The organism is Streptomyces lateritius (assembly GCF_014649715.1).
Lineage (GTDB): Bacteria > Actinomycetota > Actinomycetes > Streptomycetales > Streptomycetaceae > Streptomyces > Streptomyces lateritius.
Genome location: NZ_BMTO01000018.1, coordinates 129988 through 154910 on the forward strand (window position 1 = coordinate 129988; position 24923 = coordinate 154910).

21 protein-coding genes and 1 pseudogene are annotated in these 24923 nt (G+C 71.0%); 10 read left to right on the plus strand and 12 right to left on the minus strand.

The features are described from left to right. The first annotated feature begins 70 nt into the window (after positions 1-70). Both leuA and IE136_RS30355 read left to right on the plus strand, forming a co-directional pair. Positions 71-1828, plus strand: a complete 1758-nt coding sequence (leuA, locus tag IE136_RS30350; RefSeq protein ID WP_158987143.1) for a 2-isopropylmalate synthase — start codon at positions 71-73, stop codon at positions 1826-1828. Between the two features lie 355 nt (positions 1829-2183). Continuing rightward, a complete protein-coding gene (locus IE136_RS30355) occupies positions 2184-2843 on the plus strand; it encodes a TerB family tellurite resistance protein (protein ID WP_158994255.1) in 660 nt (219 codons plus the stop codon). Between the two features lie 28 nt (positions 2844-2871). Here IE136_RS30355 and IE136_RS30360 read toward each other — a convergent pair whose 3' ends face one another. The 4 genes from IE136_RS30360 to IE136_RS30375 all read right to left on the minus strand — a co-directional run bounded on the left by IE136_RS30360 (position 2872) and on the right by IE136_RS30375 (position 9101). After that, complete coding sequence (locus IE136_RS30360) at positions 2872-4254, minus strand: FAD-binding oxidoreductase (RefSeq protein WP_189601906.1); 1383 nt, start codon at positions 4252-4254, stop codon at positions 2872-2874. Between the two features lie 292 nt (positions 4255-4546). Next, positions 4547-6604: a helix-turn-helix transcriptional regulator gene (locus IE136_RS30365; protein ID WP_229819305.1), complete on the minus strand. Its 2058-nt coding sequence runs from the start codon at positions 6602-6604 to the stop codon at positions 4547-4549. A gap of 539 nt (positions 6605-7143) precedes the next feature. Further along, a complete protein-coding gene (locus IE136_RS30370; RefSeq protein WP_158987139.1) occupies positions 7144-8520 on the minus strand; it encodes an FAD-dependent oxidoreductase in 1377 nt (458 codons plus the stop codon). A gap of 383 nt (positions 8521-8903) precedes the next feature. Continuing rightward, the gene (locus IE136_RS30375; protein WP_189601907.1) at positions 8904-9101 is read right to left on the minus strand and encodes a hypothetical protein; all 198 of its coding nucleotides are present in this window, start codon (positions 9099-9101) and stop codon (positions 8904-8906) included. Between the two features lie 700 nt (positions 9102-9801). On the opposite strand from IE136_RS30375, the gene IE136_RS30380 reads away from it, so the two are divergent. From IE136_RS30380 to IE136_RS30395, 4 genes are all read left to right on the plus strand, one after another. After that, entirely contained in the window at positions 9802-10020 is a 219-nt protein-coding gene (locus tag IE136_RS30380; protein ID WP_158987135.1) for a hypothetical protein, read from the plus strand. Positions 10021-10117: 97 nt separating this feature from the next. Next, positions 10118-10867, plus strand: a complete 750-nt coding sequence (recO, locus tag IE136_RS30385) for a DNA repair protein RecO (protein ID WP_158987133.1) — start codon at positions 10118-10120, stop codon at positions 10865-10867. A 19-nt stretch (positions 10868-10886) separates the two neighbouring features. Next, entirely contained in the window at positions 10887-11711 is an 825-nt protein-coding gene (locus tag IE136_RS30390) for an isoprenyl transferase (RefSeq protein WP_189601927.1), read from the plus strand. 19 nt (positions 11712-11730) lie between these two features. Continuing rightward, a complete protein-coding gene (locus IE136_RS30395; RefSeq protein ID WP_189601908.1) occupies positions 11731-12258 on the plus strand; it encodes a YcxB family protein in 528 nt (175 codons plus the stop codon). Positions 12259-12332: 74 nt separating this feature from the next. On the opposite strand, the gene IE136_RS30400 is transcribed toward IE136_RS30395, so the two are convergent. From IE136_RS30400 to IE136_RS30415, 4 genes are read right to left on the minus strand one after another with little or no spacing between them, the layout of a single operon-like run. After that, entirely contained in the window at positions 12333-12743 is a 411-nt protein-coding gene (locus tag IE136_RS30400) for a Fur family transcriptional regulator (protein ID WP_158987129.1), read from the minus strand. A 46-nt stretch (positions 12744-12789) separates the two neighbouring features. After that, positions 12790-13680, minus strand: coding sequence for a metal ABC transporter permease (locus IE136_RS30405; RefSeq protein WP_158987127.1), 891 nt, complete (start codon positions 13678-13680; stop codon positions 12790-12792). Positions 13681-13696: 16 nt separating this feature from the next. Then, the gene (locus IE136_RS30410) at positions 13697-14458 is read right to left on the minus strand and encodes a metal ABC transporter ATP-binding protein (RefSeq protein ID WP_158987125.1); all 762 of its coding nucleotides are present in this window, start codon (positions 14456-14458) and stop codon (positions 13697-13699) included. A 23-nt stretch (positions 14459-14481) separates the two neighbouring features. Further along, positions 14482-15486 (minus strand): metal ABC transporter substrate-binding protein, encoded by a 1005-nt coding sequence (locus tag IE136_RS30415; protein WP_158987123.1) that lies wholly within the window; start codon positions 15484-15486, stop codon positions 14482-14484. A gap of 164 nt (positions 15487-15650) precedes the next feature. On the opposite strand from IE136_RS30415, the gene IE136_RS30420 reads away from it, so the two are divergent. Continuing rightward, positions 15651-17033: a glycine--tRNA ligase gene (locus tag IE136_RS30420; RefSeq protein ID WP_158987121.1), complete on the plus strand. Its 1383-nt coding sequence runs from the start codon at positions 15651-15653 to the stop codon at positions 17031-17033. Positions 17034-17111: 78 nt separating this feature from the next. Here IE136_RS30420 and IE136_RS30425 read toward each other — a convergent pair whose 3' ends face one another. Beyond that, a complete protein-coding gene (locus tag IE136_RS30425; protein ID WP_189601909.1) occupies positions 17112-17696 on the minus strand; it encodes a TetR/AcrR family transcriptional regulator in 585 nt (194 codons plus the stop codon). A 58-nt stretch (positions 17697-17754) separates the two neighbouring features. Beyond that, positions 17755-18780: an aldo/keto reductase gene (locus IE136_RS30430; RefSeq protein ID WP_189601910.1), complete on the minus strand. Its 1026-nt coding sequence runs from the start codon at positions 18778-18780 to the stop codon at positions 17755-17757. Between the two features lie 304 nt (positions 18781-19084). Here IE136_RS30430 and IE136_RS30435 point away from each other — a divergent pair, with 304 nt between their 5' ends. After that, positions 19085-19330, plus strand: a complete 246-nt coding sequence (locus tag IE136_RS30435; RefSeq protein WP_158987115.1) for a DUF6243 family protein — start codon at positions 19085-19087, stop codon at positions 19328-19330. A gap of 73 nt (positions 19331-19403) precedes the next feature. Here the strand turns inward: IE136_RS30435 and IE136_RS30440 are convergent, their stop codons facing one another. After that, positions 19404-20876, minus strand: coding sequence for an MFS transporter (locus IE136_RS30440; RefSeq protein ID WP_189601911.1), 1473 nt, complete (start codon positions 20874-20876; stop codon positions 19404-19406). Positions 20877-20977: 101 nt separating this feature from the next. Here IE136_RS30440 and IE136_RS30445 point away from each other — a divergent pair. Beyond that, positions 20978-21924: pseudogene (locus tag IE136_RS30445) on the plus strand (MmyB family transcriptional regulator). Between the two features lie 42 nt (positions 21925-21966). On the opposite strand, the gene IE136_RS30450 reads toward IE136_RS30445, so the two are convergent. Beyond that, entirely contained in the window at positions 21967-23394 is a 1428-nt protein-coding gene (locus IE136_RS30450) for an MFS transporter (protein WP_158987110.1), read from the minus strand. 52 nt (positions 23395-23446) lie between these two features. Between IE136_RS30450 and dusB the strand changes: the two genes are divergently transcribed. Then, a complete protein-coding gene (gene dusB, locus IE136_RS30455; protein WP_158987108.1) occupies positions 23447-24583 on the plus strand; it encodes a tRNA dihydrouridine synthase DusB in 1137 nt (378 codons plus the stop codon). Positions 24584-24923: the final 340 nt, after the last annotated feature.

The following is a 24923-nucleotide window of genomic DNA, read 5'->3' on the forward strand; positions in this document are numbered from 1 at the left end:
TCCCCGCGGGACCTGGTGTTGCGTTCGACAGTCGGCCGTCCCTCCCGCTGGACCCGAGGAGCCCTACGCAATGTCTCAGCCCGTTGGCCGTCCGACGCCCATCACCAACGCCACCCAGATGCAGAAGCCGTCCGGGATGCCGATCCACAAGTACGGCCGGTACGAGGCCGTGCACATCCCCGATCGCACCTGGCCCGAGCGGCGCATCACCAAGGCTCCGCGCTGGCTGTCCACCGACCTGCGCGACGGCAACCAGGCCCTGATCGACCCGATGTCCCCCGCCCGCAAGCGCGAGATGTTCGACCTGCTGGTGCGCATGGGCTACAAGGAGATCGAGGTCGGCTTCCCGTCCTCCGGCGAGACCGACTTCGCCTTCGTGCGCTCCATCATCGAAGAGGGCGCGATCCCGGACGACGTCACCATCTCCGTACTGACCCAGGCCCGCGAGGACCTGATCGAGCGGACCGTGGAGTCCCTGGTCGGCGCCAGGCGCGCCACCGTCCACCTGTACAACGCCACCGCGCCCACCTTCCGCCGGGTCGTCTTCCGCGGCTCGAAGGAGCAGATCAAGCAGATCGCCGTCGACGGCACGCGCCTGGTCATGGAGTACGCGGACAAGCTGCTGGGCGACGAGACGATCTTCGGCTACCAGTACAGCCCGGAGATCTTCACCGACACCGAGCTGGACTTCGCCCTGGAGGTCTGCGAGGCGGTCTGTGACGTCTGGCAGCCCGAGGAGGGCCGTGAGATCATCCTCAACCTGCCGGCCACCGTGGAGCGTTCGACGCCGTCCACGCACGCGGACCGGTTCGAGTGGATGTCCCGGAACCTGACCCGCCGCGAGTACATCTGCCTGTCCGTCCACCCGCACAACGACCGTGGTACGGCGGTCGCGGCCGCCGAGCTGGCCGTCATGGCCGGCGCCGACCGCATCGAGGGCTGCCTGTTCGGCCAGGGCGAGCGCACCGGCAACGTCGACCTGGTGACGCTGGGCATGAACCTGTTCTCGCAGGGCGTGGACCCGCAGATCGACTTCTCGCAGATCGACGAGATCCGCCGCACGTCCGAGTACTGCAACCAGATGGAGGTCCACCCGCGCCACCCCTACGCGGGCGATCTGGTCTACACCGCCTTCTCCGGCTCCCACCAGGACGCCATCAAGAAGGGCTTCGACGCGATGGAGGCCGACGCGGCAGCCGCCGGCAGGACCGTCGACGAGATCGAGTGGGCCGTGCCGTACCTGCCCATCGACCCGAAGGACGTCGGCCGCTCCTACGAGGCCGTCATCCGGGTCAACTCGCAGTCCGGCAAGGGCGGTATCGCGTACGTCCTGAAGAACGACCACAAGCTGGACCTGCCGCGCCGGATGCAGATCGAGTTCTCGAGGATCATCCAGCAGAAGACGGACACCGAGGGCGGCGAGGTCACCCCGGCCGCGATCTGGTCGGTCTTCCAGGACGAGTACCTGCCGAACCCGGACAACGCCTGGGGCCGCATCCAGCTGCGTTCCGGCCAGACGACCTCCGACACGGACGGCACCGACACCCTGACCGTCGAGGCGGTCGTGGACGGCGTCGACACCGTGCTGACCGGAACCGGCAACGGTCCGATCTCGGCCTTCTTCGCGGCCCTGCAGGCGATCGGCGTGGACGCCCGCCTGCTGGACTACCAGGAGCACACGATGAGCGAAGGCGCCTCCGCGCAGGCCGCCTCGTACATCGAGTGCGCCATCGACGGCAAGGTCCTGTGGGGCGTCGGCATCGACGCCAACACGACCCGCGCCTCGCTGAAGGCGGTCATCTCGGCGGTCAACCGCGCCACGCGCTGACGTCGGCGGTGCGCATGGCGGTGCCCCGCGTCCATCCCGGACGCGGGGCACCGCCACCCCTGAGGGTGACCTCGCCGCCGCGGTGGTTCCGGTCGGAGGTGGAGGCGTACCGCACCCCGCTCGCCGCCGCCGGACCGGTCTGTCCCGGCGCGCTGACCGTGTCTTTCGGGGCCGGTGCGCCTCCCGGGGGCATGCCAAGCCTGTGGCGTGTCTCGGCCAAGTCGTCGTCGATCTGGCGACAAGGTGCTGACGCCACATCACGGATGTGGTTAACATCACGCCCACGTCGGCAACGTTGCCGGGTCGTCAAGGGAGGTGCGGCGTGCGGTCTGCCCGAGAGTCACGTAGTCGAAAAATGGGCGTCTGCGGCATTCGTACTTCTTGGAACACCGTCGGGGACGGCGAGTTCTTCTGCGAGGAGTGCGGCGGCGACCGCAACTACCGGCGCCGTACGGGCCGTCGGCGGTTCGCCGTCCTGGGCGTGCCGGTCCTTCCCCGTGGCCAGGCCGGGCCGATCGTCGAATGCGCCGCCTGTCACACGCGCTTCGGCACGGAGGTCCTCGACCACCCGACGACGAGCCGCTTCTCCGCGATGCTCCGCGACGCCGTGCACACCGTCGCCCTCGCCGTCCTCGCGGCCGGCGGCACCTCCTCCCGTACGGCGGTGGACACCGCGGTCTCGGCGGTTCGCGCCGCCGGCTTCGACGAGTGCACCGGCGTCCAGCTGACCGACCTCGTCGAGGCGCTCGCGGCCGACACCGGCCGTTTCCTGCCGGACGTGGGCAGCGGTGGCGCCGCCCTGGCCATCGAACTCCACGAGGCCCTGGAGCCGCTCACCCCGCACCTGTCCCCCTCCGGGCGGGAGTCGATCCTGCTCCAGGGCGCTCGGATCGCCCTCGCGGACGGGGCGTACAGCCCGGCGGAGCGGGACGTGCTGTGCACCGTGGGCAACGCGCTGGCGCTGTGCGCCGACGACACCGCCCGGCTGCTCGCCTCCGCGCGGACGCTGCTCTGAGGGGTAAGGCCGCCCCCAGCGACGTCCCCTACGGCGCGATGTTGTGGTTGAGGCGGAACAGGTTGCCGGGGTCGTAACGGCGCTTGACCGCCCGCAACCGGTCGTAGTTCTGACGGTAGTTGGCCCGCACCCGGTCCTGGTCGTCGGTGTCCATGAAGTTGATGTAGCCGGCCTCCTGGGTGTGCGGGCGCAGCGCCTTGTCGTACGCCCGGGTCCAGGCGATGTTCCGCTCCGTGTCGGCGGGATCGGTGTAGCTGGCGCCGAACGCGGTGGAGAAGGCGGCGTCGCGGTAGGCGAACGCGGTGTCCTCGGCCCCGACCCGATGGCAGGCTCCGTCGATCGGGAAGATCGCGGTGTCGGTCTGCATGGAAGGGATCGTCTGCCCGAAGGTCATGTGGACGTCGATGGCGCCGTCGGTCAGTTCACGGCTGAAGTTCCCCTTCCAGTAGTGGTACAGGCCCGGCGGCAGGTCCTCGTCGAAGAGGGTGTTGATCACCGGGTACGGCATCCGGTCGACGGCCTCGCCGATGACCGGCCCGAGCGCGGCGAGGCGGGCGCGGACCTTCTCGTCCTTCTCGGTGGGTCCGGTGAAGCAGACCGCGACACCGCAGACCGGGCGTCCTTGCCAGCGCTCAGGCAGGAACGGGAGCTGTGGCCCGAGCATCGTCACGAGGAGGGTGTTCAGCTCCTCCGGCGCCTCGGCGTTCAGGTCGCGCCAGCGGCGTGGCACCTCCCCGTCGAGCGGGAAGATCATGATTCCGCCGAGGATGTCCGAGACGGGGTGCAGCCGGAACTGGAACGAGGTGACGACACCGTAGTTGCCGCCGCCGCCGCGCAGCGCCCAGAAGAGGTCGGGGTGCCGCTCTGCGTCGCAGGCGACGAGGGTGCCCTCGGCGGTGACGACATCGGCCGAGAGGAGGTTGTCGCAGGTCAGGCCGTAGCGGCGGGAGAGGTGGCCCATGCCACCGCCGAGGGTCAAGCCGCCGATGCCGGTCGTGGAGATGACACCGCCGGTGGTGGCGAGGCCGAAGGCGTGGGTGGCGTGGTTGAAGTCGCCCCAGGTGCAGCCGCCCTCGGCACGGGCGGTACGGGCCAGGGGGTCCACGCGGACCCCGCGCATCCGGGACAGGTCGACGACGAGCCCGTGGTCGACGGTGCCGTGTCCGGCGACGGCGTGGCCGCCGCCGCGGACGGCGAGCGGCAGGTGGTTGTCCCGGGCGAAGAGGACGCCGGCGATTACGTCCCCGGCGTCCGCGGCCCGTACGACGACGGCGGGACGCCGGTCGTGGAGGGCGTTGTAGACCCGTCGGGCTTCCTCGTAGGCGGGGTCTCCGGGGACGACGACCTCACCGCGGACGGCGCCGCGCAGCAGGTCGAGGGAGAGTTCGGTAGGGAGAGGGGTGGTGTTCATGGACCCGTTGTAGGCGGGGAGCCGGGGCGCGGACATCGCCCGAACCACCCATGTCGCGGGCGAAGGGGAGATGGGCGAATCGGCCCATGCGGGGCCCGAAGGGGGGTGAGCCCGGCGCGACCACAAGACACCCCAAGGCCGTGTCCGTGAAGTCGCGCCGGGATCGCTTCGCCTGGCACGCGCGTTCGCCGCGTTGTCGGGGTCACCCGAGTACGCCCGGTAAGAGGGCGGCCCTCCGCCTTGCGATCGCACGCACCGGACGCGGCGGGCCCTGTGCTGTGGGCAGACGGCGCTACTTTCCGGACACGACCTCGGCCAGGTCGTGGGCGTAGGCGTAGGCCGTGGCGGCGGCGCGGGAGGTGACGTCCAGCTTGGCGAAGATGTTGTTCAGGTGCCGGGCGACCGTGTGCTCGCTGATCACCAGGGTCCGGGCGATGTCCTTGTTGGTGCGGCCCGCGGCGACCAGCCGCAGTACCTCGGCCTCCCGGCTCGTGAGACCACCGGGCAGGGTCCCGCGCGTCCCGGGCCGCCCCGCGAGCAGGGCCGCCGCGCGGCGCGCGTCCGGGGCGGCACCGAGGCGTTCGAACGTCGCCCGGGCGGCCGCGAGCTCCAGCCGGGCCGCCTCCTCGTCGCCCGCCGCCCGGTCGGCGGCGGCCAGCAGCATCCGTACCTGCGCGGCGTCGTACGGGATGCGCAGCTCCAGCCAGGCCGCCAGGGCCCGGCGCAGCGGGCGTTGCGCAGGCTCCTGCCGGGCGAGGGCGAGGGCGCCGCGGGCGGTGTCGGCCATCGCGCCCAGGAGCGTGGCGTCCGCGGCGAGCGCCTCCAGCTCGGCCACGGCGGTGGCCGCGCCGTCCACGTCGCCGACGGCGAGCGCCACCTCCGTCTGCGCGGCGAGGAGCCGGGCCCGGCAGATGAGGTCGTGGCGCGGCTCGCTCTGGCAGGCCAGCGCGAGTCTGAGGCCGGTTACGGCGGCGTCCGCCTTGCCCTGGGCGAGCCGGAGCAGCGCGAGCCCCGGCTGGGGGATCCGGCCCAGCTCGTGGGCGTGCGCGTACGAGAGGGCGGCCTCGTCCAGCCTGCCCTGCCGCCGCCGGATCTCCCCGGCCGCGTAGTGCGCCGCGGCGGCGGCCTCCAGGCTGTCCACGAGAACCTCCTGGCAGACCCGCCCGGCCTCGGCCTCGGCGAGCGTCCACGCCCCGAGCAGATCGAGCACCTCGACGTAGTGGATCCGGCACAGCCCCCGGAACGGATTGTCGGTCAGCGGCACGGCCCGCTGGCCCCCGGCCCCCTCCGCGACCGCGACCGCAGGCCCGCCGGGCCCGGCAGGAGTGAGGTCGAGCCCGGCGGGCCCGACGCGGCGGGCCTGGTCGCCGTCCATACGGCCGGCTCCGGTGGGGGCAGGGCGGGGGTTGTCGTGCCCGCCCAGGGCCGGTTCGGCCGCCAGGCCGGGATCGGCGGTGTCGGGGCCGTTCCGTACCGGAGTACGGCCGGGGCTGTCATGCCCGTCCGGGGGCCGGGCCGGCCGGCGGCGGCCGGGGTCCTCCACCGGCCCGGAGGGCTCGGGCGGGGGGTCGGGGTGCCGGCCGGCGAGTGCTCGGGAGGTCGGGGGCCAAGGAGCCTCGCACCAGGTCATCGCCGCGTGGGTCCATTCCACCGCGCGGCCGAAGTCCGCCGCCTCCATGCACTGGGTGAGGGCCAGGCAGTACAGCCAGCCGGTAAAGGTGCCGCTCAACTCGCCCGCCATGACCGAGCACATCGCGTCGTCGAGAAGCGAAAGCCCTTCCCTCCTCCGGCCGCTCGCCAGCAGGACGGCCGCGTGGGCCTGGCGGCTCAGGGCGATCAGGTCCGGGCTACCGGAGCGGCCCGCGAGATGGTTCATGCGCCGCGCCGCCGCGAGCGCCGCGCCCGGGTCGTGGTGCTCCTGGGCCTCCTCGGCGTCCGTCCAGGCGAGATAGCACTGCTCGGGGCAGTCCGGGTCCTGCTCCAGGTGGTGGCGGGCCCGCCGCAGCCAGCCCGCCGCGGCAGCCGGCCGGCCCAGGCAGCGGTACTCGAAGTACAGCCACCATGCCGTGTGGCCCGCCCCCCGGTGGTCGCCCGCCGCCACGTACCCGGCCTGTGCCCGCAGCCGCGCGGCCACCGATTCGTCCACGTGCCCCGCCCACCAGGCGGCGTCCGCGAGGAGGTCCAGGTCGTCGGGGCCCAGCGCGGCGGAAGGATGCAGGTCGGCCTCGTACAGGAGGGTGTACGCCTCGGCCCACGACTCCCTGGCCGCCGCGTCCCGCGCCCGCTCCACGGCGGGGGCGGTGGAGGCGGTGGAGACGGCACCGGCCGCCTGGTCGACGGGAACGGCCATCGCCGCTCACTTCCCTTCCCGTCCCTCCCGGCCCTTACAGGCTCTTCCAGAATAGGACCGGCCGCCCCACCGCGCCCGTACTCCCCGGGCGCACCGCCGCCTCCGTACCGCCCCCGGCAGTAGCCCCCGACGCCGCCGCCGGTGCGACGAAACAGCCTCTCCCGGCGGGAATCTGGGATCGACCCGGACGGCCACGCCGGAGGGACGACCGAGGTCGAGGCCCCGAACACGACCGTCAGCGAACGCCGGGGACGCGGAGCCGTCCCCGGGGGCCCGCTCTGTGGGTGATCGTCCTCGTCATCGCCGCGCCGTTCGTCGGGCCCTCACCGGCGGGCAGACCTCGGTCGCCGCGCACCTCCTGATCGCCGACCGCCAGATCACGGCGCCGGTGGCCAGGGGCCTGAACGATACGGAGACCGCTGAGGACCCGGGCCTCTCGCCGCTCACGGCGAAGACCGTGTCAGCCGGGACACGGGCAGGCCGGGACCGGGCCCGACTCGTCGCCGGGGCGTACGAGTCGGGCCTGGTCCGGCCGGGTACTACTTCGGGGTGACGGCGTTGCTCGCGCGGAGCATGTCCTCGCGCTCGACGATCTTCACGCGCGCGCGGCCCTGCGGCTCACCCAGCGCCTTCTCCGCCGCGTCCAGGGCGTACCAGCCCTCCCACGTCGTGTACGTGACGCCCTTCGCCTCCAGGAAGGAGACGACGGCCTCGGCCTCCGGGGTCTCCGGGGTGAGCAGCCGTCCGTTGGCGAAGTCGTCGAGGAGGTTGGCGACGGTCTCGTTGGCGTCACCCTTGGTGTGGCCGATGAGACCGACGGGGCCGCGCCGGATCCAGCCGGTGACGTACGTGGACGCCAGGTGCTCGCCGCCCTCTTCGATCACGCGGCCGCCGGCGTCCGGAACGGTGCCGGAGGCGGTGTCCCAGGGCAGCTTGGGCAGCTCGTCGGAGAGGTAGCCGACGGCTCGGTAGACGGCCTGGACGTCCCAGTCCGTGGTCCGGCCGGTGCCCTTGACGTTGCCGGTGCCGTCGAGCTCGGTGCGCTCGGTGCGCAGACCGACGACCTTGCCGTCCTCGCCGAGAATCTCGGCCGGAGACTCGAAGAAGTGCAGGAAGAGCTTGTGCGGGCGGTCGCCCACGTCGCGGATCGCCCAGTTCTCCAGGGTCTTGGCGACCATGTCGGTCTGCTTGTTCTTGCGCCGCTCGGCTATCGAACCGTCGTCGTAGTCGATGTCCTCGGGGTTGACGATGACCTCGATGTTCGGCGAGTGGTCCAGTTCGCGCAGCTCCATGGGGCTGAACTTCGCCTGAGCCGGGCCGCGGCGGCCGAACACGTGGATCTCCAGGGCCTTGTTCGCCTTGAGGCCGTCGTAGACGTTCGGCGGGATCTCGGTCGGCAGCAGCTCATCCGCCGTCTTGGCGAGGATGCGCGCGATGTCGAGGGCCACGTTGCCGACACCGAGCACGGCGACCTTCTCGGCGTGCAGCGGCCAGGTGCGCGGCACGTCCGGGTGACCGTCGTACCAGGAGGCGAAGTCGGCGGCGCCGTAGGAACCGTCGAGCTCGACGCCGGGGATGCGGAGCTCGCGGTCGGCCATGGCGCCCGTCGAGAAGACCACGGCGTCGTAGAAGGCGCGCAGGTCGTCCAGGTGGACGTCGGTGCCGTACTCGACGTTGCCGAAGAGGCGGACCTGCGGCTTGTCGAGCACCTGGTGGAGGGCGGTGATGATGCCCTTGATACGGGGGTGGTCGGGGGCCACGCCGTAACGGATGAGACCGAAGGGGGCCGGCATCCGCTCGAAGAGGTCGATGGACACACCCGGCTCGGCGGCGGCCTCGGACTTCAGCAGCGCGTCAGCGGCGTAGATTCCGGCGGGGCCGGCGCCGACGATCGCGACCCGGAGAGGGCGGGGCATGTCAGGTTCCCTTCGCAAGCGACGTGACGACGATGGCTGTCATCACTTAGGTCACCCTAAATAACCGCTGAGGCGGGCCGGTACCCGCCCCCCGTCTATGACCTCATAAGGCCCGCTTATGGGATCACAAAGGAAAAGTTGGGACCCGTCCCCGGAGAAGGCGCCGCCGGTCACGGCGTCCACCGTGGGGAAGGTCAGCATCGCCACGCCGTTGAGCGCGCAGAAGAGGATGACCGCCCCCTCGTGATGGTGAAGCGCCGCATGAAGGGCGTCTGCGGCACGAGCACGTCCGCCGGGTTCCGCGGGTCGTAACTCGCCCGGACGAACGGTGCGAAGCCCAGGTGGGGCAGGACGCGGGTGGTTCCGACGGTGTCCGTGTAGAGCTACGCCCCCGGAATGCCGGCCTGCGACGCGGTGACGGTGATGCCGTGCTTGAGCGGCCGCCGCTCGCGGTTCCACGTCCCCACGACGTACACGCCGACCCCGAAGCCCGCCGTCGTGATCAACCCGACCGGCGCGATGCCGATGGCGAGGGGTGCCTTCCCTGCGATCGCGGCGACCACGCGGAGAGCGACGACCACGCCGAGGCAGCCCAGCACGAACCACTTCAGCCGGCGCGGGAACCTCTCGCGCCAGAGCGCCTTGGACGGCGCCGCCGCTGCCCTGGGGGAGGGGTATGGACGCGATCCTCGACATGACCGAGATCGTAGAGCGGGCCCGCGGCCGGGACAGTCCCGGACCGGGTCGGGGGTGCGCCTGGAAGGACGGGCCGTCGAGGCCCCGCTCGTCCACCACCCCCGGCTCATGAGCCGCCTGCACAAAAGGATGAAGAAAAACCGTCCACGAAGGCAGCGCCTCAAGTCGCCTTCAAGTCCGCCACCGGCTCGAAATCAGCCGCGTGCGACGAGGCGTTGAGGAGGCGTCTTCACGTTCCGTTCGAAAAAGCCGCCAATTCGTACGACCTCGTGGATTCGTTGCGGTTTCAACTCCCGACCGAAGAACCGCCACGTGGTCGGCGCCTTGCTTTGGTCATGGACCAACTCGCCAACGGTACGGCGCAGTTGCGAGACCTGCGCGTCTGCCGATTCTACGGATCCCGTACCACCCTGGAGGCGGTAAACGGGAAATGGATTCGGGAAGGCATGTGTTGGTGAAGGAACAACAAGAGCGACAGATGACGGGGCCGCCGCCCCCGTGCCGGCCGCTCGTCGAATTGGGACGCTGCACCGTGGAAACGGCGTGCCTGCGGGCCGCCGTCGTATCGGGGGGAGGTGGCAGGGAATGACGAAGCTGCCCATCGGGTCGTACGTCGTGGAGATCCGTACCGGACGGGTCGGGACCGTCATGGGGCACGAGGGCCCGTACCTCCAGCTCAGGCCGCTCGGCGGCGGGCGGGAGTGGGACTGCGAGCCGGAGGGCGTCCGGGCGGCGACGGTCTCCGAGCGGCTGAGCGCGGCGACGGCCCACGCGAACGCCCGGAGCCGGGGCGAGGTGCCCTGAAGGGTGGCGGTCCGGGTCGGGCGGGGCTGTGGGTGGACGAAAGGGCGGGATGCCGGTCTCGGACCGGGGAGGCCCGGGCGTACGGGAGAATGGGCCCATGAGTCTGTTCCGCGACGACGGCATCGTGCTGCGCACCCAGAAGCTGGGTGAAGCGGACCGCATCATCACACTGCTCACGCGCGGTCACGGGCGCGTACGCGCCGTGGCGCGCGGCGTGCGGCGGACGAAGTCGAAGTTCGGGGCCAGGCTCGAACCCTTCTCCCACGTCGACGTGCAGTTCTTCGCCCGGGGCAGCGACCTCGTCGGACGCGGGCTGCCGCTCTGCACCCAGAGCGAGACCATCGCCGCGTACGGGAGCGGGATCGTCACCGACTACGCCCGGTACACCGCCGGGACGGCGATGCTGGAGACGGCGGAACGGTTCACGGACAACGAGGGGGAGCCGGCCGTGCAGCAGTATCTGCTGCTCGTCGGCGGTCTGCGCACCCTCGCCAACGCCGAACACGCCCCTCACCTCATCCTGGACGCCTTCCTCCTCCGCTCCCTCGCCGTCAACGGGTACGCGCCCAGCTTCGAGGACTGCGCGAAGTGCGGCATCCACGGGCCCAACCGGTTCTTCTCCGTCGCGGCCGGCGGAGTCATATGCGGCGACTGCCGGGTGCCGGGGAGCGTCGTACCCTCTCCGGAGGCCATCGGCCTGCTCAGCGCGCTGCTGACCGGCGACTGGGCGACGGCGGACGCGTGCGAGCCACGCCACGTCAGGGAGGGCGGCGGACTGGTGTCCGCCTATCTGCACTGGCACCTGGAGCGCGGCCTGCGTTCCCTGCGGTACGTAGAGAAGAGCTAGGAGATCCATCGCCATGGCCATCGCACGACGCGGAATCCTTGGGCGGCAGCGCCGGGAGTACAAGCTTCCCGAGCCGCACCCGTCCGGCGCCCGCCCGCCGAAACTCCCGGCCGAGCTGGTACCGAACCACGTGGCCTGCGTGATGGACGGCAACGGCCGCTGGGCCAAGGAGCGTGGCCTGCCCCGCACCGAGGGCCACAAGGTCGGCGAGGGCGTCGTCCTCGACGTGCTCAAGGGCTGCCTGGAGATGGGCGTCAAGAACCTCTCCCTCTACGCCTTCTCCACCGAGAACTGGAAGCGGTCGCCCGAAGAGGTCCGCTTCCTCATGAACTTCAACCGGGACGTGATCCGGCGCCGGCGCGACGAGATGAACGACCTGGGCATCCGCATCCGCTGGGTCGGCCGCATGCCGAAGATGTGGAAGTCGGTCGTCCAGGAACTCCAGGTCGCCCAGGAGCAGACCGTCGACAACGACGCCATGACGCTCTACTTCTGCGTGAACTACGGCGGCCGGGCGGAGGTCGCCGACGCCGCGAAGAAGATCGCGGAGGACGTGGCGGCGGGGAAGCTGGACCCGTCGAAGGTCAACGAGAAGACCTTCCAGAAGTACATGTACTACCCGGACATGCCGGACGTCGACCTGTTCCTGCGCCCCAGCGGCGAACAGCGCACCTCGAACTACCTGATCTGGCAGAGCAGCTACGCCGAGATGGTCTTCCAGGACGTGCTGTGGCCCGACTTCGACCGCCGCGACCTGTGGCGCGCCTGCGTCGAGTACGCCTCGCGCGACCGCCGCTTCGGGGGCGTGGACCCGGCCGACATGGCCGTCCTCGACAAGGGCTGACCGGGATAGGGGGGGATCGATGGAGACGCGCGAGCGGCTCGAGCTGGTCTATGCGCCGGCGTTCGACGACGTGCACGAGGCGGTACGGGTGCGGCTGCGAGCCACCCTCTGGTGGCGCCTCCTGCGGTGGACGGCGATCGGCGCCTGCCTCCTGTCCCTCGCCGTCGCCGGCCTGGCCCTGCTGCCTCCGACGCCGGAGCCGGGGACCGCGGTGGTGATGGCCTTCCTCGGCCTCGTGGCCGTGGCAGCCGCCGAGCTGACGCCCTGGGCGACCGCCCGCAGCGTCTTCCTGCTGGTCCGTTCCCAGGGAGAGGCCCGGGCCGTCGTCGACGCCGACGGGGGCCGCTGGACCTCCCGGGACACCGAGATGGTGATCCGGTGGCCGATGCTGCCCCGTTACGTGGAGACGCCCCGGCTCTTCGTGCTGCTGACGGCCACGAAGTCCGGCAGCACCGGCTTCGCCTACCTGCCGAAGCACGGCCTGGCCGCCCCGGCCGACGTCGACCGGCTGCGGGAGATCCTGGACCGGCACACCACGCGGCTCTGACGGTCACACGCGGGCAGGAAAGGGCCCGCACCGGAGGACGGTGCGGGCCCTTTCGTAACGCCTTGCCGTATCGCCTAGCGAGTGGCGCAGTCCGCGCAGGTGCCGAAGATCTCGACCGTGTGCGCGACGTTCACGAAGCCGTGCTCCGCCGCGATGGTCTCCGCCCACTGCTCCACCGCCGGGCCCTCCACCTCGACCGCCTTGCCGCAGACGCGGCAGACCAGGTGATGGTGGTGGTCACCCGTCGAGCAGCGGCGGTAGACGGTCTCGCCGTCGCTGGTGCGCAGCGCGTCGACCTCGCCCGCGTCCGCGAGGGACTGGAGCGTGCGGTAGACCGTGGTGAGGCCGACCGAGTCGCCGCGGTGCTTGAGCATGTCGTGCAGCTCCTGGGCGCTGCGGAACTCGTCCACCTCGTTCAGTGCGGCCGACACAGCGGCCCGCTGCTTGGTCGATCGGCCGCGTACGGGGGGTCCTGCCGTCGCCACAGGGGCCTCCTTGAGTCTCGTTGCCCCCGCCATTCTGCCAGGCTGCCTAGACCGTGATGTCGTCCGTCGGAGGGCGGGTGCCGGGAACGGCCATGTCGCACTCCGCCGACGCCGCCTCCGCGGCCCGGGCCCGCCGTCTCGCCAGGGGTGTGGCGAGGACGGTCAGGGCGATGAAGACGCCGATCGCCAGGAGCACGATCGTCGCGCCGGGCGGCACGTCCTGGTAGTACGTCGTGATCGTGCCGGACAGCGTCACGCCGACACCGATCACGACCGCGAGCACGAACGTCGTACGGAACGACTTGGACAGCTGCTGGGCGGCGGCCACCGGCACGACCATCAGCGCGCTGACGAGGAGCAGGCCGACGACCCGCATGGCGACCGTGACGGTCACGGCGGCCGTGACGGCGATGAGCAGGTTCAGGGCGCGGACCGGGAGGCCGGTGACGCGGGCGAACTCCTCGTCCTGGCTGACCGCGAACAGCTGGCGGCGCAGACCGACTGTGACGAGGACCACGAAGGCGGCGAGCAGGGCGATGGCGGTGACGTCCGCGTCGGAGACGGTCGACAGCGAACCGAAGAGGTACGACAGCAGGTTCGCGTTGGACCCGTCGGCGATGCTCATCAGCATGACGCCGCCCGCCATGCCTCCGTAGAAGAGCAGGGCGAGCGCGAGGTCACCGCGCGTCTTGCCGTAGGCCCGGATCAGCTCCATGAGGACGGCGCCGGCGACGGCGACCAGGGTGGCCATCCACACCGGGCTGGAGTTCAGCAGGAAGCCGAGGCCGACACCGGTCATGGCGACATGGCCGATGCCGTCGCCCATCAGCGCCTGACGGCGCTGGACGAGGTAGATGCCGACGGCGGGGGCGGTGATGCCGACGAGGACGGCCGCGAGGAGCGACCGCTGCATGAATGCGGGCTCGAGGAATTCCATGATCAGATCAGCTTCCTCAGGTCAGCAGTCCTGTGCGCAGCGGCTCGTCGGCCGCGTGCGGATGTACGTGGTCGTGGCCGGGCAGGGCGTGCTGGCCGACGGCCTTCGGCGGCGGGCCGTCGTGGACGACGCAGCCGTCGCGGAGCACCACGGCCCGGTCGATCAGCGGCTCCAGGGGGCCGAGCTCGTGCAGGACGAGCAAGACGCTCGTGCCGCCGGCGACCTGCTCACGCAGGGTGGCCGCGAGAATCTCCTGGCTGGCGAGGTCGACTCCGGCCATCGGCTCATCCATGATCAGCAGCTCGGGCTCGGCGGCCAGTGCGCGGGCGATCAGGACGCGCTGGTGCTGGCCGCCGGAGAGGGCGCTCACCGAGTCCTTGGCGCGGTCGGCGAGGCCGACCAGCTCGATGGCCCGCTCGACGGCGGCCCGGTCGGTCCTGGTGAGGAAGCCGAGCTTGCGGCGGGAGAGCCGGCCGGAGGCGACGACCTCGCGGATGGTGGCGGGGACGCCACTGGCGGCGGTGGTGCGCTGCGGTACGTAACCGACCCGGGCCCAGTCACGGAACCGCTTCTGCTCCGTGCCGAACAGCTCGATGGCGCCGCCGGTGAGCGGGACCTGGCCGATGACGGCGCGGACGGCGGTCGACTTGCCGGAGCCGTTGGCGCCGAGCAGGGCGACGACCTCACCGTGGTTCACGGTGAGGTCGACCCCGCGCAGGACGGGCCGCGAGCCCAGCGCCGCTGTGGCTCCGCGGACGGATATGACGGGCGCGCTCACGGTTGCCTCCTGCTGTGCTCGCTTCACTTCGCGCCGAGGGCCTTCTTCAGCGCGGCGAGGTTGGACTGCATGACCTCGATGTAGTCATCGCCCTTGCTCCGGTCCGTAATTCCCTCGAGCGGGTCCAGGACGTCGGTCTTGAGGCCGGTGTCCGTGGCGAGGGTCTTCGCGGTCTTGTCGCTGGCGAGGGTCTCGAAGAAGACGGTGGAGACCTTGTCCTTCTTGGCGACGTCCTGGAGTTCCTTGATCCGGGCGGGGCTCGGCTCGGACTCGGGGTCCACGCCGGAGATGCCCTCCTGGTCCAGGCCGTAGCGCTCGGCGAGGTAGCCGAAGGCGGCGTGGGTGGTGATGAAGGTCTTGGTGGTGGTGTTCTTCAGGCCGGTCTCGAAGGCGGTGTCCAGGTCGCCGAGCTTCTTCACCAGGGCGTCGGTGTTCTTCTTGTAGTCGGCGGCGTGGGCCGGGTCGGCCTTCTCCAGGGAGGCGCCGACACCCTTGGCGACCTCGGCGTACTTCACCGGGTCGAGCCAGAGGTGCGGGTCGGCACCGGCCTCGGACTCGTGGCCGTGCTCGTCGGCGGGGGCTTCGCCCTCGTGGGCGGCGTGCTCCTCGGCGGTCTCGCCCGCGTGGTCGTGGCCGGCCCCGGTGCCGTGGTCCTCGAGCTTCGTGAGAGTGGCGGCGTCGACGGTGTTCTTGACGCCCGCCTGCTTGATCGCCTCGTCGACGGCGGGCTGGATGCCCTTGAGGTAGAGGATGTAGTCGGCCTCGCCGAGCTCGCCGATCTGCTTCGGCTTCAGCTCCAGGTCGTGCGGCTCGACGCCCGGCTTGGTGAGCGTGTTGACGGCGACGTGCTCGCCGCCGATCTGCTCGGCCAGGTACTGCATGGGGTAGAACGACGCCACCACGGCCAGCTTGCCGTCGCTCTCCTTGTCCCCGGCGCCGGAGGAGCCGGAGCAGGCGGACAGGGTGACGAGCCCCAGGGAGACGGCTCCGGCGAGGGCGGCGGTGGGTATCAGGCGGCGTACGTTCATGACACTCATTTTCAACAAAACTGGAAACGATTGTCAATTGTCCTACTTGTGGCACCGACCACGTCCAGGCGACCCCGCGCGAGGCCGGACCGATTTGATACGGGGGGTGCGGGCGCCGGTAATCTGAAGCATTCGCACTTCGTCGTCGTAATGAAGAGAGCACCGTGGCCGCCGACAAGATCGACACCATCGTCAGCCTGAGCAAGCGCCGTGGCTTCGTCTACCCGTGCAGTGAGATCTACGGCGGCCAGAAGGCCGCCTGGGACTACGGACCGCTGGGTGTCGAACTCAAGGAGAACATCAAGCGTCAGTGGTGGCGTTACATGGTCACCTCGCGCGAGGACGTCGTCGGTATCGACTCGTCGGTGATCCTGGCCACCGAGGTCTGGGAGGCGTCCGGTCACGTCGCCACCTTCACCGACCCGCTGACCGAGTGCACCTCCTGCCACAAGCGCTACCGCGCGGACCACCTGGAGGAGGCGTACGAGGAGAAGCACGGCCGTCTCCCCGAGAACGGCCTCGCCGACCTCAACTGCCCCAACTGCGGCAACAAGGGCACCTTCACCGAGCCCAAGCAGTTCTCCGGTCTGCTCTCCACCCACCTCGGCCCGACCCAGGACTCCGGCTCCGTCGCCTACCTGCGTCCCGAGACCGCGCAGGGCATCTTCACCAACTTCGGCCAGGTGCAGCAGACCTCGCGCAAGAAGCCGCCGTTCGGCATCGCGCAGATGGGCAAGTCCTTCCGGAACGAGATCACTCCGGGCAACTTCATCTTCCGCACGCGCGAGTTCGAGCAGATGGAGATGGAGTTCTTCGTCAAGCCGGGCGAGGACGAGCAGTGGCACGAGTACTGGATGGAGCAGCGCTGGAACTGGTACACCGGCCTGGGCCTGCGTGAGGAGAACATGCGCTGGTTCGAGCACCCGCAGGAGAAGCTCTCCCACTACTCCAAGCGCACCGCCGACATCGAGTACCGCTTCCAGTTCGGCGGCAGCGAGTGGGGCGAGCTCGAGGGTGTCGCCAACCGCACCGACTACGACCTGAACGCGCACTCCAAGGCGTCTGGCAACGACCTGTCGTTCTTCGACCAGGAGGCCGGCGAGCGCTGGACCCCCTACGTCATCGAGCCGGCCGCCGGTGTGGGGCGCACGATGCTGGCGTTCATGCTCGACGCCTTCAACGAGGACGAGGCCCCGAACGCCAAGGGCGTCATGGAGAAGCGCACCGTGATGCGCTTCGACCCGCGCATCGCGCCGGTCAAGGTCGCCGTCCTGCCGCTGTCCCGCAACCCGCAGCTGTCGCCGAAGGCCAAGGGCCTCGCCGCCGACCTGCGGCAGAACTGGAACATCGAGTTCGACGACGCCGGTGCCATCGGCCGCCGCTACCGCCGCCAGGACGAGATCGGTACGCCGTTCTGCGTCACCGTCGACTTCGACACCCTGGACGACAACGCGGTGACCGTGCGCGAGCGCGACACCATGAAGCAGGAGCGCGTCTCCCTCGACCAGATCCAGGGCTACCTGGGCAGCCGCCTGCTCGGCTGCTGACGGTCCGACCCGTAGTACGCGAAAGCCCCCGGCTCCTTGGAGCAGCCGGGGGCTTTCCGTCGTCGGGGGGACTCGGGCCTACGCGCGCAGGCCGCGCAGCAGGAGGTCCATCACCGCGTCGAACTCCGCCTGGATCGTGGGCAGTCGCCACTCGGGGGCGTAGGCCGGGTCGTGGAAGCGGCAGGTCGCGTCGAAGAGGGCGCGGGCGGTGGCGCCGGGGTCGGCGGCGGTGAACTCGCCGCCGCGCACGCCCTCCTCGACGATCACGCGGACCTGACCGATCAGCACGTCGATGTGCTGCTCCACCACACCGCTGCTCTCGTCGATCAGCACGCCGTACGTGGCGAAGAGTTCGGGGTCGTCGCCCGCCTTGTGCCGCTTGGCCTCGAAGAGACCGGCGAACCAGGAGCGCAGCTTCTCCGCCGCCGGCCGGTCCGAGGTCTCGACCAGCTCGGCGAGGGCGACCTCGGCGCGGGTCAGCCAGCGGTGGGTGACCGCCTCGCGCAGCGCCGCCTTCGTGCGGAAGTGGCGGTAGACGCTGCCGTGGCTGACGCCGAGCACCCGGGCCACGTCCACGACTGTCGCCTTCGCCGGGCCGTAGCGCCGCAGCACCTCCTCGGTGGCCTCGAGGATGCGCTCTGCGGTCAGGGTCTCGGCGGGCATGGGATGACAGTACCTGTCAGCCGCACGGCGGGACGGTGGGCGGGTGCGTTCGACGGGGTCAGTGCTCGCTGTCCAGGTGGGCTATCTGCGCCGCCGGGTACCGCTCGCCGGCCGCCGCCCCCGCCGGAACGGCCCTCTCGATCGCGGCCAGGTCGGCCGCGTCCAGCGTCACGTCCAGGGCCCCGAGCGCTTCTGCGAGCCGGTCGCGGCGACGGGCGCCGATCAGCGGGACGATGTCCACGTCGTGCCGGGAGCCCTGGCCGAGCACCCAGGCGATGGCGATCTGCGCGACCGACGCGCCCTTGACGTCGGCGACGGCCCGCAGCCGGTCCACCAGGTCAAGGTTCCGGTGGAGGTTGTCGCCCTGGAAGCGCGGGCTCATCCCCCGGAAGTCGCCCGGGGCCAGCTCGCGGTCCCGGGTGAAGTGGCCGCTGATCAGGCCCCGGGACAGCACGCCGTACGCCGTGACGCCGATACCCAGCTCGCGGGCGGCGGGAAGGATCTTCTCCTCGATGCCCCGGGATATGAGGGAGTACTCGATCTGGAGGTCGGCGATCGGGGCGACCGCCGCCGCCCGGCGCAGGGTGTCCGCGCCCACCTCGGAGAGGCCGATGTGGCGGACGTGCCCGGCCTCGACCAGCTCGGCGATCGCGCCGACGGTCTCCTCGATCGGCACGTCGGGGTCGACGCGGGCGATCCGGTAGATGTCGATGTGGTCCGTGCCGAGGCGCTGGAGTGAGTACGCCGCGAAGTTCTTCACCGCGGCGGGCCGGCCGTCATAGCCGGTGAAGCCGCCCTCGACCGTGCGCAGGGCGCCGAACTTCACGCTGGTCAGGGCCTGCTCGCGGGCGGCGGCGGGGGCCGTGCGCAGCGCCTCGTTGATCAGCAGTTCGTTGTGCCCCATTCCGTAGAAGTCGCCGGTGTCGAGGAGCGTCACGCCGGCGTCGAGCGCCGCGTGGATCGTCGACACCGACTCGGCGCGGTCGCTCTCGCCGTACAGCGCGGACATGCCCATGCAGCCGAGGCCGAGGGCGGAGACCTGGGGGCCGGTGGTGCCGAGGGAGCGGGTGGGGACGGAGGTCATGGGTGTCTCCTCGGAAGGACGCGGAAGGACATGGAGGACTCGAAACGACTCGAAACAACGCGAAACGACTCCGAAGGGATCGGAGGCCCCGCCTGACAACCATGGCATGACGGCTGACAGATTTCAATCTTTGTCATTCAGTCGACCGTGTGCTCCCAAAATGGTGTGACCGAGGGCCGGGGGCGGGGTAGCGTCTGCCCCATGTCTTCGTTCTTCCAGATCTACGAGTGAGAGCGCCGCGGGTTCGACCCCCGCGCAGCGCCAGCCGACTGACCACCGCATTTCTCACTGATGGGAGAACCCCATGGCCAAGGGCCGCAACAACCTTCTCGGCGTCGGCGGACAGCGCAAGAAGCTGTCCCGCGCCGACCAGCAGGGTGCCGTGCAGAGCAGCAACGCCGACCGCAAGGCCGGCCTCGACCAGAAGCAGGAGCTGCTGAGGAAGATGCGCGAGCGCGCGGCCGGCACGGAGAGCGCCGAAGGCGCCGAGACCGGCGAGGCCGGCGGCGCCACGGAGGCCCCCGAGGCCGCCGCGGGCGGCCAGGAGTAGCCACCGGCATCACAGATGCGTCGGGCCCGGGTCACGTCCGTGACCCGGGCCCGACGCGTGCCCCTGGGAGTTCCTAACCGACCGTGCGCGGCAGCCGCAGGCTCAGGAAGATCGTCAGGAGCACCGCCGCCAGCTGCACCAGGAGCGTCGTGGTGAGGGCGGTGGCCATCGAGCCGGTCGCCGCCAGCGACAGGAAGAGGGAGCCGAGCGTCGCCACGCCCAGGGCGAGGGCCGACTGCTGGGCGGTCACCATGACGCCGCTGCCCACCCCGGCCCGGTCCGCGGGAATCTCCGAGAGCACGACGCGGAAGAGGATCGGAAGCTGGAGGCCCTGGCCGAGACCCGCGACGGCCATGCCGGGCAGCAGGCTCCAGGCCGTGAGGTCCGGCCAGGAGCGCCAGACCGTCAGTGCCAGCAGGACCAGGCCCACGGCCTGCAGGAGGCCCCCCGCCGTCACGACCCGGGTCCCCCAGCGTCGCACCAGGCGCGGGCCGGCCAGCGAGGCCCCGAAGAAGGCGACCGCCATCGGGACCAGCGCCAGGCCCGAGACCACAGCGGTCATCCCCAGGCCCTGCTGGAGCGCCACCGCGATCACGAACATGAAGCCGCCGAAACCGATCGAGAACGGCAGCACCAGGGCCAGCCCCCGGCGCAGCGAGACCAGGCCGAGCAGGCTCGGCGGCACCAGCGGTGTACGGCCCCGCCGGTCCGCGCGCAGCTCCACCCGCCAGAACGCTCCCGCGGCGAACGGAAAGGCCCCCAGCGCGAGCCAGGTCCACAGCGGCCAGCCCGTGGCCCGCCCCTCGGTCAGCGGCGCGAGGAGGGTGAGGAGCGTGAGGCCGAGGAGCAGTGTGCCCGGGACGTCCACCGGCGCCGGGCGCTCCGACCGAGTCTCCGGGACCGTGCGGACGGCGAGCAGCAGCCCGGCCATCGCCACGGGCACGTTGACCAGGAAGATCGCCCGCCAGCCGGTGCCGGCGAGATCGACCGCGACGAGCAATCCGCCCAGGATCTGCCCGGCGACCATGGAGAGGCCGGCGGTCGCTCCGTACAGGCTCAGTGCCTTCGCGCGGCGCGCGCCGGCCGTCGAGGAGTGAATGGTCGCGAGGACCTGGGGCAGCATCAGCGCGGCCGAGGCACCCTGTGCCACGCGGGCTCCGACCAGCGTCCAGGCGTCCGGCGCCAGGCCGCAGGCCAGCGACGTCAGGCCGAAGGCGGCCATGCCGACCAGGAAGAGCCGCCTGCGGCCGTACAGGTCGCCGAGCCGCCCGCCGAGGACGAGCAGGACGGCGTACGCGAGGCCGTACCCGGCGACGACCAGCTCCAGCATCGCCGGACCGGCGGCCAGGTCGTGGCCGATCGTCGGCAGGGCGACATTGACGATGAAGAAGTCGATCAGCGGCAGCGCGGCGCCGAGGAGCACGGTGAACAGGCCGAGGGAGCCGAGGCCGGGGGCCGGAGCGGAAGCCGGAGCCGGGGACGTGGCCGGGTGGTCGACGACGGCACCGGTCCCGCGGACGGAGGGGGAGGAGGCTGTAGTACTCACTCAGGCGACGATCGCCCTCTTCTCAGCCTGGTACCAGAGTGTCTTCATCCTGGTACCAGGAGTACCTGGAAACGGGCTGAGCGCCCGGGCACGCTGGGAGCATGACGACCATGGCGGTGAAGACAGGTACGGAGAGCCGTACGGAGACCGACTCGGAGAGCGACGTCCGGCGGCACGAGCTGGCGCAGTTCCTCCGTAGCCGCCGCGAGCGCATCACCCCCGAGCAGGTCGGCCTGCCCCGCGGCCGACGCCGCCGGACCCCGGGCCTGCGCCGCGAGGAGGTCGCCCACCTCTCCGCTGTCGGTGTCACCTGGTACACCTGGCTGGAGCAGGCACGGGACATCCAGGTCTCCCCGCAGGTCTTGGACGCCCTCGCCCGCGCCCTGCTGCTCGACGCGACCGAACGCACCCATCTGTTCGCCCTCGCCGGTGCCGTCGACCCGGCCCCCGGTACGCCCTGCCCGACCGTCACGCCCGCCCTGCGCCAGATGCTCGACCGGCTGGAACCGCTGCCCGCCTGCGTCCAGAACAGCCGGTACGACATCCTCGCGTACAACCGCACGTACGGGCGGCTGCTCTGCGACCTCGACGCGCTGCCCCGTGAGGAGCGCAACTGCATCTGGCTCGCCTTCACCCACCCCGAGTGGCGGGCGGCGGTCGCCGAGCTGCCGGACGTCACGCGCGCGATGGCCGGCAAGTTCCGCGCCTCGATGGCGGAGCACCTCGCGGAGCCGGCGTGGAAGGCGCTGTTGCACCGCCTGGAGGCGGCCTCGCCGGAGTTCCGGGAGATCTGGGCGCGGCACGAGGTGGTGGCGCAGGGCGGCCGGACGAAGATCATCCGTAACGCCCGTGTCGGCCCGCTCCACCTGGAGCACACCAACCTGTGGCTCGGGCCGTCCAGCGGCCCGCGCCTCGTCAATACGTACCGATGGACGAGGAGTCCCGCGCGGGCCTCGAACGCCTCCACGCGCTGGCCCTGGAGGAGCCGGTCCTCCAGGAACCGGCGCCCGCCCCCGCCTCTGCCCAGCCCTCGCCCAAGAGCCCGTAGCGTCTGGGAACCGCGCACTCCTGGGACCGACCCCTGGGCGACCTAGGAAGCCACGCTGCTCCCCGCCGGCCTGACCCCCTCCGCCTCCAGCCGTCGCGCCGTCCGCTCCGCCGTGGCGCGCGCCCACGCGCCGCTCGTCACGGCCCCGACCAGCAGGACGCAGAGTCCGCAGGCGGTGATGGTCCAGTACCCCGGCCTGCTCGCCTCGACGAAGCCGTCCGTGTGCGAGACCGAGCCCACCCCCGCCGCCAGGACGGCGCCCACCACCGCGACGCCGAGCGTCTGACCGATCTGCCGGCTGGTGGAGGCGACGGCCGCCGCCACCCCCGCCTGGGCGCGGGGCATACCGGCGACGGCGGTGTCGGTGATCGGCGCGTTCACCATGCCGAAGCCGAGGCCGAACACCACGTACCCGGTGAAGAGCAGCGGATCACTCGTCTCCGCCTCGAAGGCGGCGAAGAGCAGCGCGCCCGCCGCCATGGCCGTCCCCGCGATCAGCAGCGACGGGCGCGGCCCGCGTGCCCCCACGAGCCGCCCGGAGAGCGGGGCGAAGACGAGCGTCATCGCCGCCATCGGGAGCATGTGGAGCCCGGCCTGCAGGGCGGAGAGGCCGCGTACGTCCTGGAGGTACAGCGTGTTGAGGAAGAGGAAGCCGCCGAGCGCGGAGAACGCGCAGATCGCGATGATCGTGGCGCCGCTGAACGGAGCGCTCCGGAAGAAGCGCAGGTCGATCAGGGGATCGCGGCGCCTGGGTTCGTACAGGAGCAGCCCGGTGAGCGCCGCCGCCGCGAGCCCGGCGAAGAGCGGGCTGGATTCGATGATCGCGTACGTGAGCGAACCGAGGAGCGTCATGACCAGCAGCTGGCCGACCGGATCGAGGCGCCGGGCGCGGGGAGCGCGGGACTCGGGGACGTACCGGAGGGTCAGCAGAAGCGCGACGAGCGCCACCGGGAGGTTCACCCAGAAGATCGCCCGCCATCCGACCGTCTGCACCAGTACCCCGCCCACCACCGGACCCGCCGCCATGGAGACGCCGACGACGCCGCCCCAGACGCCGATCGCGCGGGCGCGGGCGGCCGGTGCGGTGAAGGTGTTGGTGATGATCGACATGGCGACCGGGTTCAGCATCGAGCCGCCCACCGCCTGGACCGCCCGGAAGGCGATCAGCGCCTCCTGGTTCGGCGCGAGGGAGCAGAGCAGCGAGCCGAGGGCGAAGACGACGAGGCCGGTCAGGAAGACCTTCCGGCGGCCGATCCGGTCCGCCGTGGAGCCCGCGAGCATCAGCAGCGAGGCGAGGACCAGGGTGTACGCGTCGATGGTCCACTGCATCCCGGTGACGCCCCCGCGCAGCTCCCGCTGCATCGACGGCAGCGCCACGTTGAGCGCCGTGTTGTCCAGGCTGACGATCAGCAGGCTCATGCAGCAGATCCCGAGGACCAGAAGCCGCCGCCGGTGTGTGAGCTCGGGCATACGCGGATAGTACGGCTAACTAATGACCTTCGTCGTGCGCGACAATGTAGGGATGACCGCGTTCTCCCCTCTCTCCATCGGGCCGCACATCGTGCAGCCGCCCGTGGTGCTCGCGCCGATGGCCGGCATCACCAACGCCCCCTTCCGCACCCTCTGCCGCGAGTACAGCGGCGGTAAGGGTCTGTTCGTGAGCGAGATGATCACGACGAGGGCGCTGGTCGAGCGCAACGAGAAGACCATGCAGCTCATCCGCTTCGACGAGAGCGAGCGGCCCCGGTCGATCCAGCTGTACGGGGTCGACCCGGTGACGGTCGGCAAGGCCGTGCGGATGATCGTCGACGAGGATCTCGCGGACCACATCGACCTGAACTTCGGCTGTCCGGTGCCCAAGGTGACGCGCAAGGGAGGCGGCTCGGCCCTCCCGTACAAGCGGCCGCTGCTGCGGGCGATCCTGCACGAGGCCGTGACGAACGCGGGCGACCTGCCGGTCACCATGAAGATGCGCAAGGGCATCGACGACGACCACATCACGTATCTGGACGCGGGGCGGATCGCGGTCGAGGAGGGCGTCACGGCCATCGCCCTGCACGGGCGGACGGCGGCGCAGCACTACGGCGGTACGGCCGACTGGGACGCCATCGCGCGCCTCAAGGAGCACGTGCCGGAGATCCCCGTGCTGGGCAACGGGGACATCTGGTCGGCGGACGACGCGCTGCGGATGATGCGGGAGACCGGCTGCGACGGTGTCGTCGTCGGGCGCGGCTGCCTCGGCCGGCCGTGGCTCTTCAGTGACCTGGTGGCGGGCTTCGAGGGTACGGGCGCCTATGCCCAGCCGCCGCTGCGCGAGGTCGCGGACGCGATGGTGCGGCATGCGCGGCTGCTCGGTGAGTGGCTCGGCGACGAGTCCCGCGGTGTCATCGACTTCCGCAAGCACGTCGCCTGGTACCTGAAGGGCTTCTCGGTCGGCTCCGAGATGCGCAAGAAGCTGGCGATCACCTCGTCCCTGGACGAATTGAGCGCTCAATTGAGCGAACTGGACCTGGACCAGCCGTGGCCGGTGGGCGCGGACGGCCCGCGGGGCCGCACATCGGGCAACAATCGGGTCGTCCTGCCGGACGGATGGCTCAAGGACCCGTACGACTGCGCGGGCGTCGGCGAGGACGCGGAGCTGGACACTTCCGGCGGCTGACCACGGCTGACACCTGGATGACCATGGACGATCTCGTCCGGATCGTGGGAATCCAGCCGTTTCGACGGCGTGATCCTCGCCACCCTTGATGAGGGTGCCGCTCAGATGAGCATATTTCGCGGTGTTGGACTACTGGAAGGGTGGCACGGGTGCCACCCTTCTTGCGTTCAAGTCTTGAACGCAGATGCCGCGACTGTCGCTCATCTGAGCGACAATTCCCAGCTTTCAGTCAAGCGGCCTTCGGAGCATGAAAACGGAAGCTACTAATCAGTTACTTTCGATCTGCTGGCGGACGGGTGGTTAAGCCCGGATGACGGGTAGGCGTACCTCCCCAGAAGCC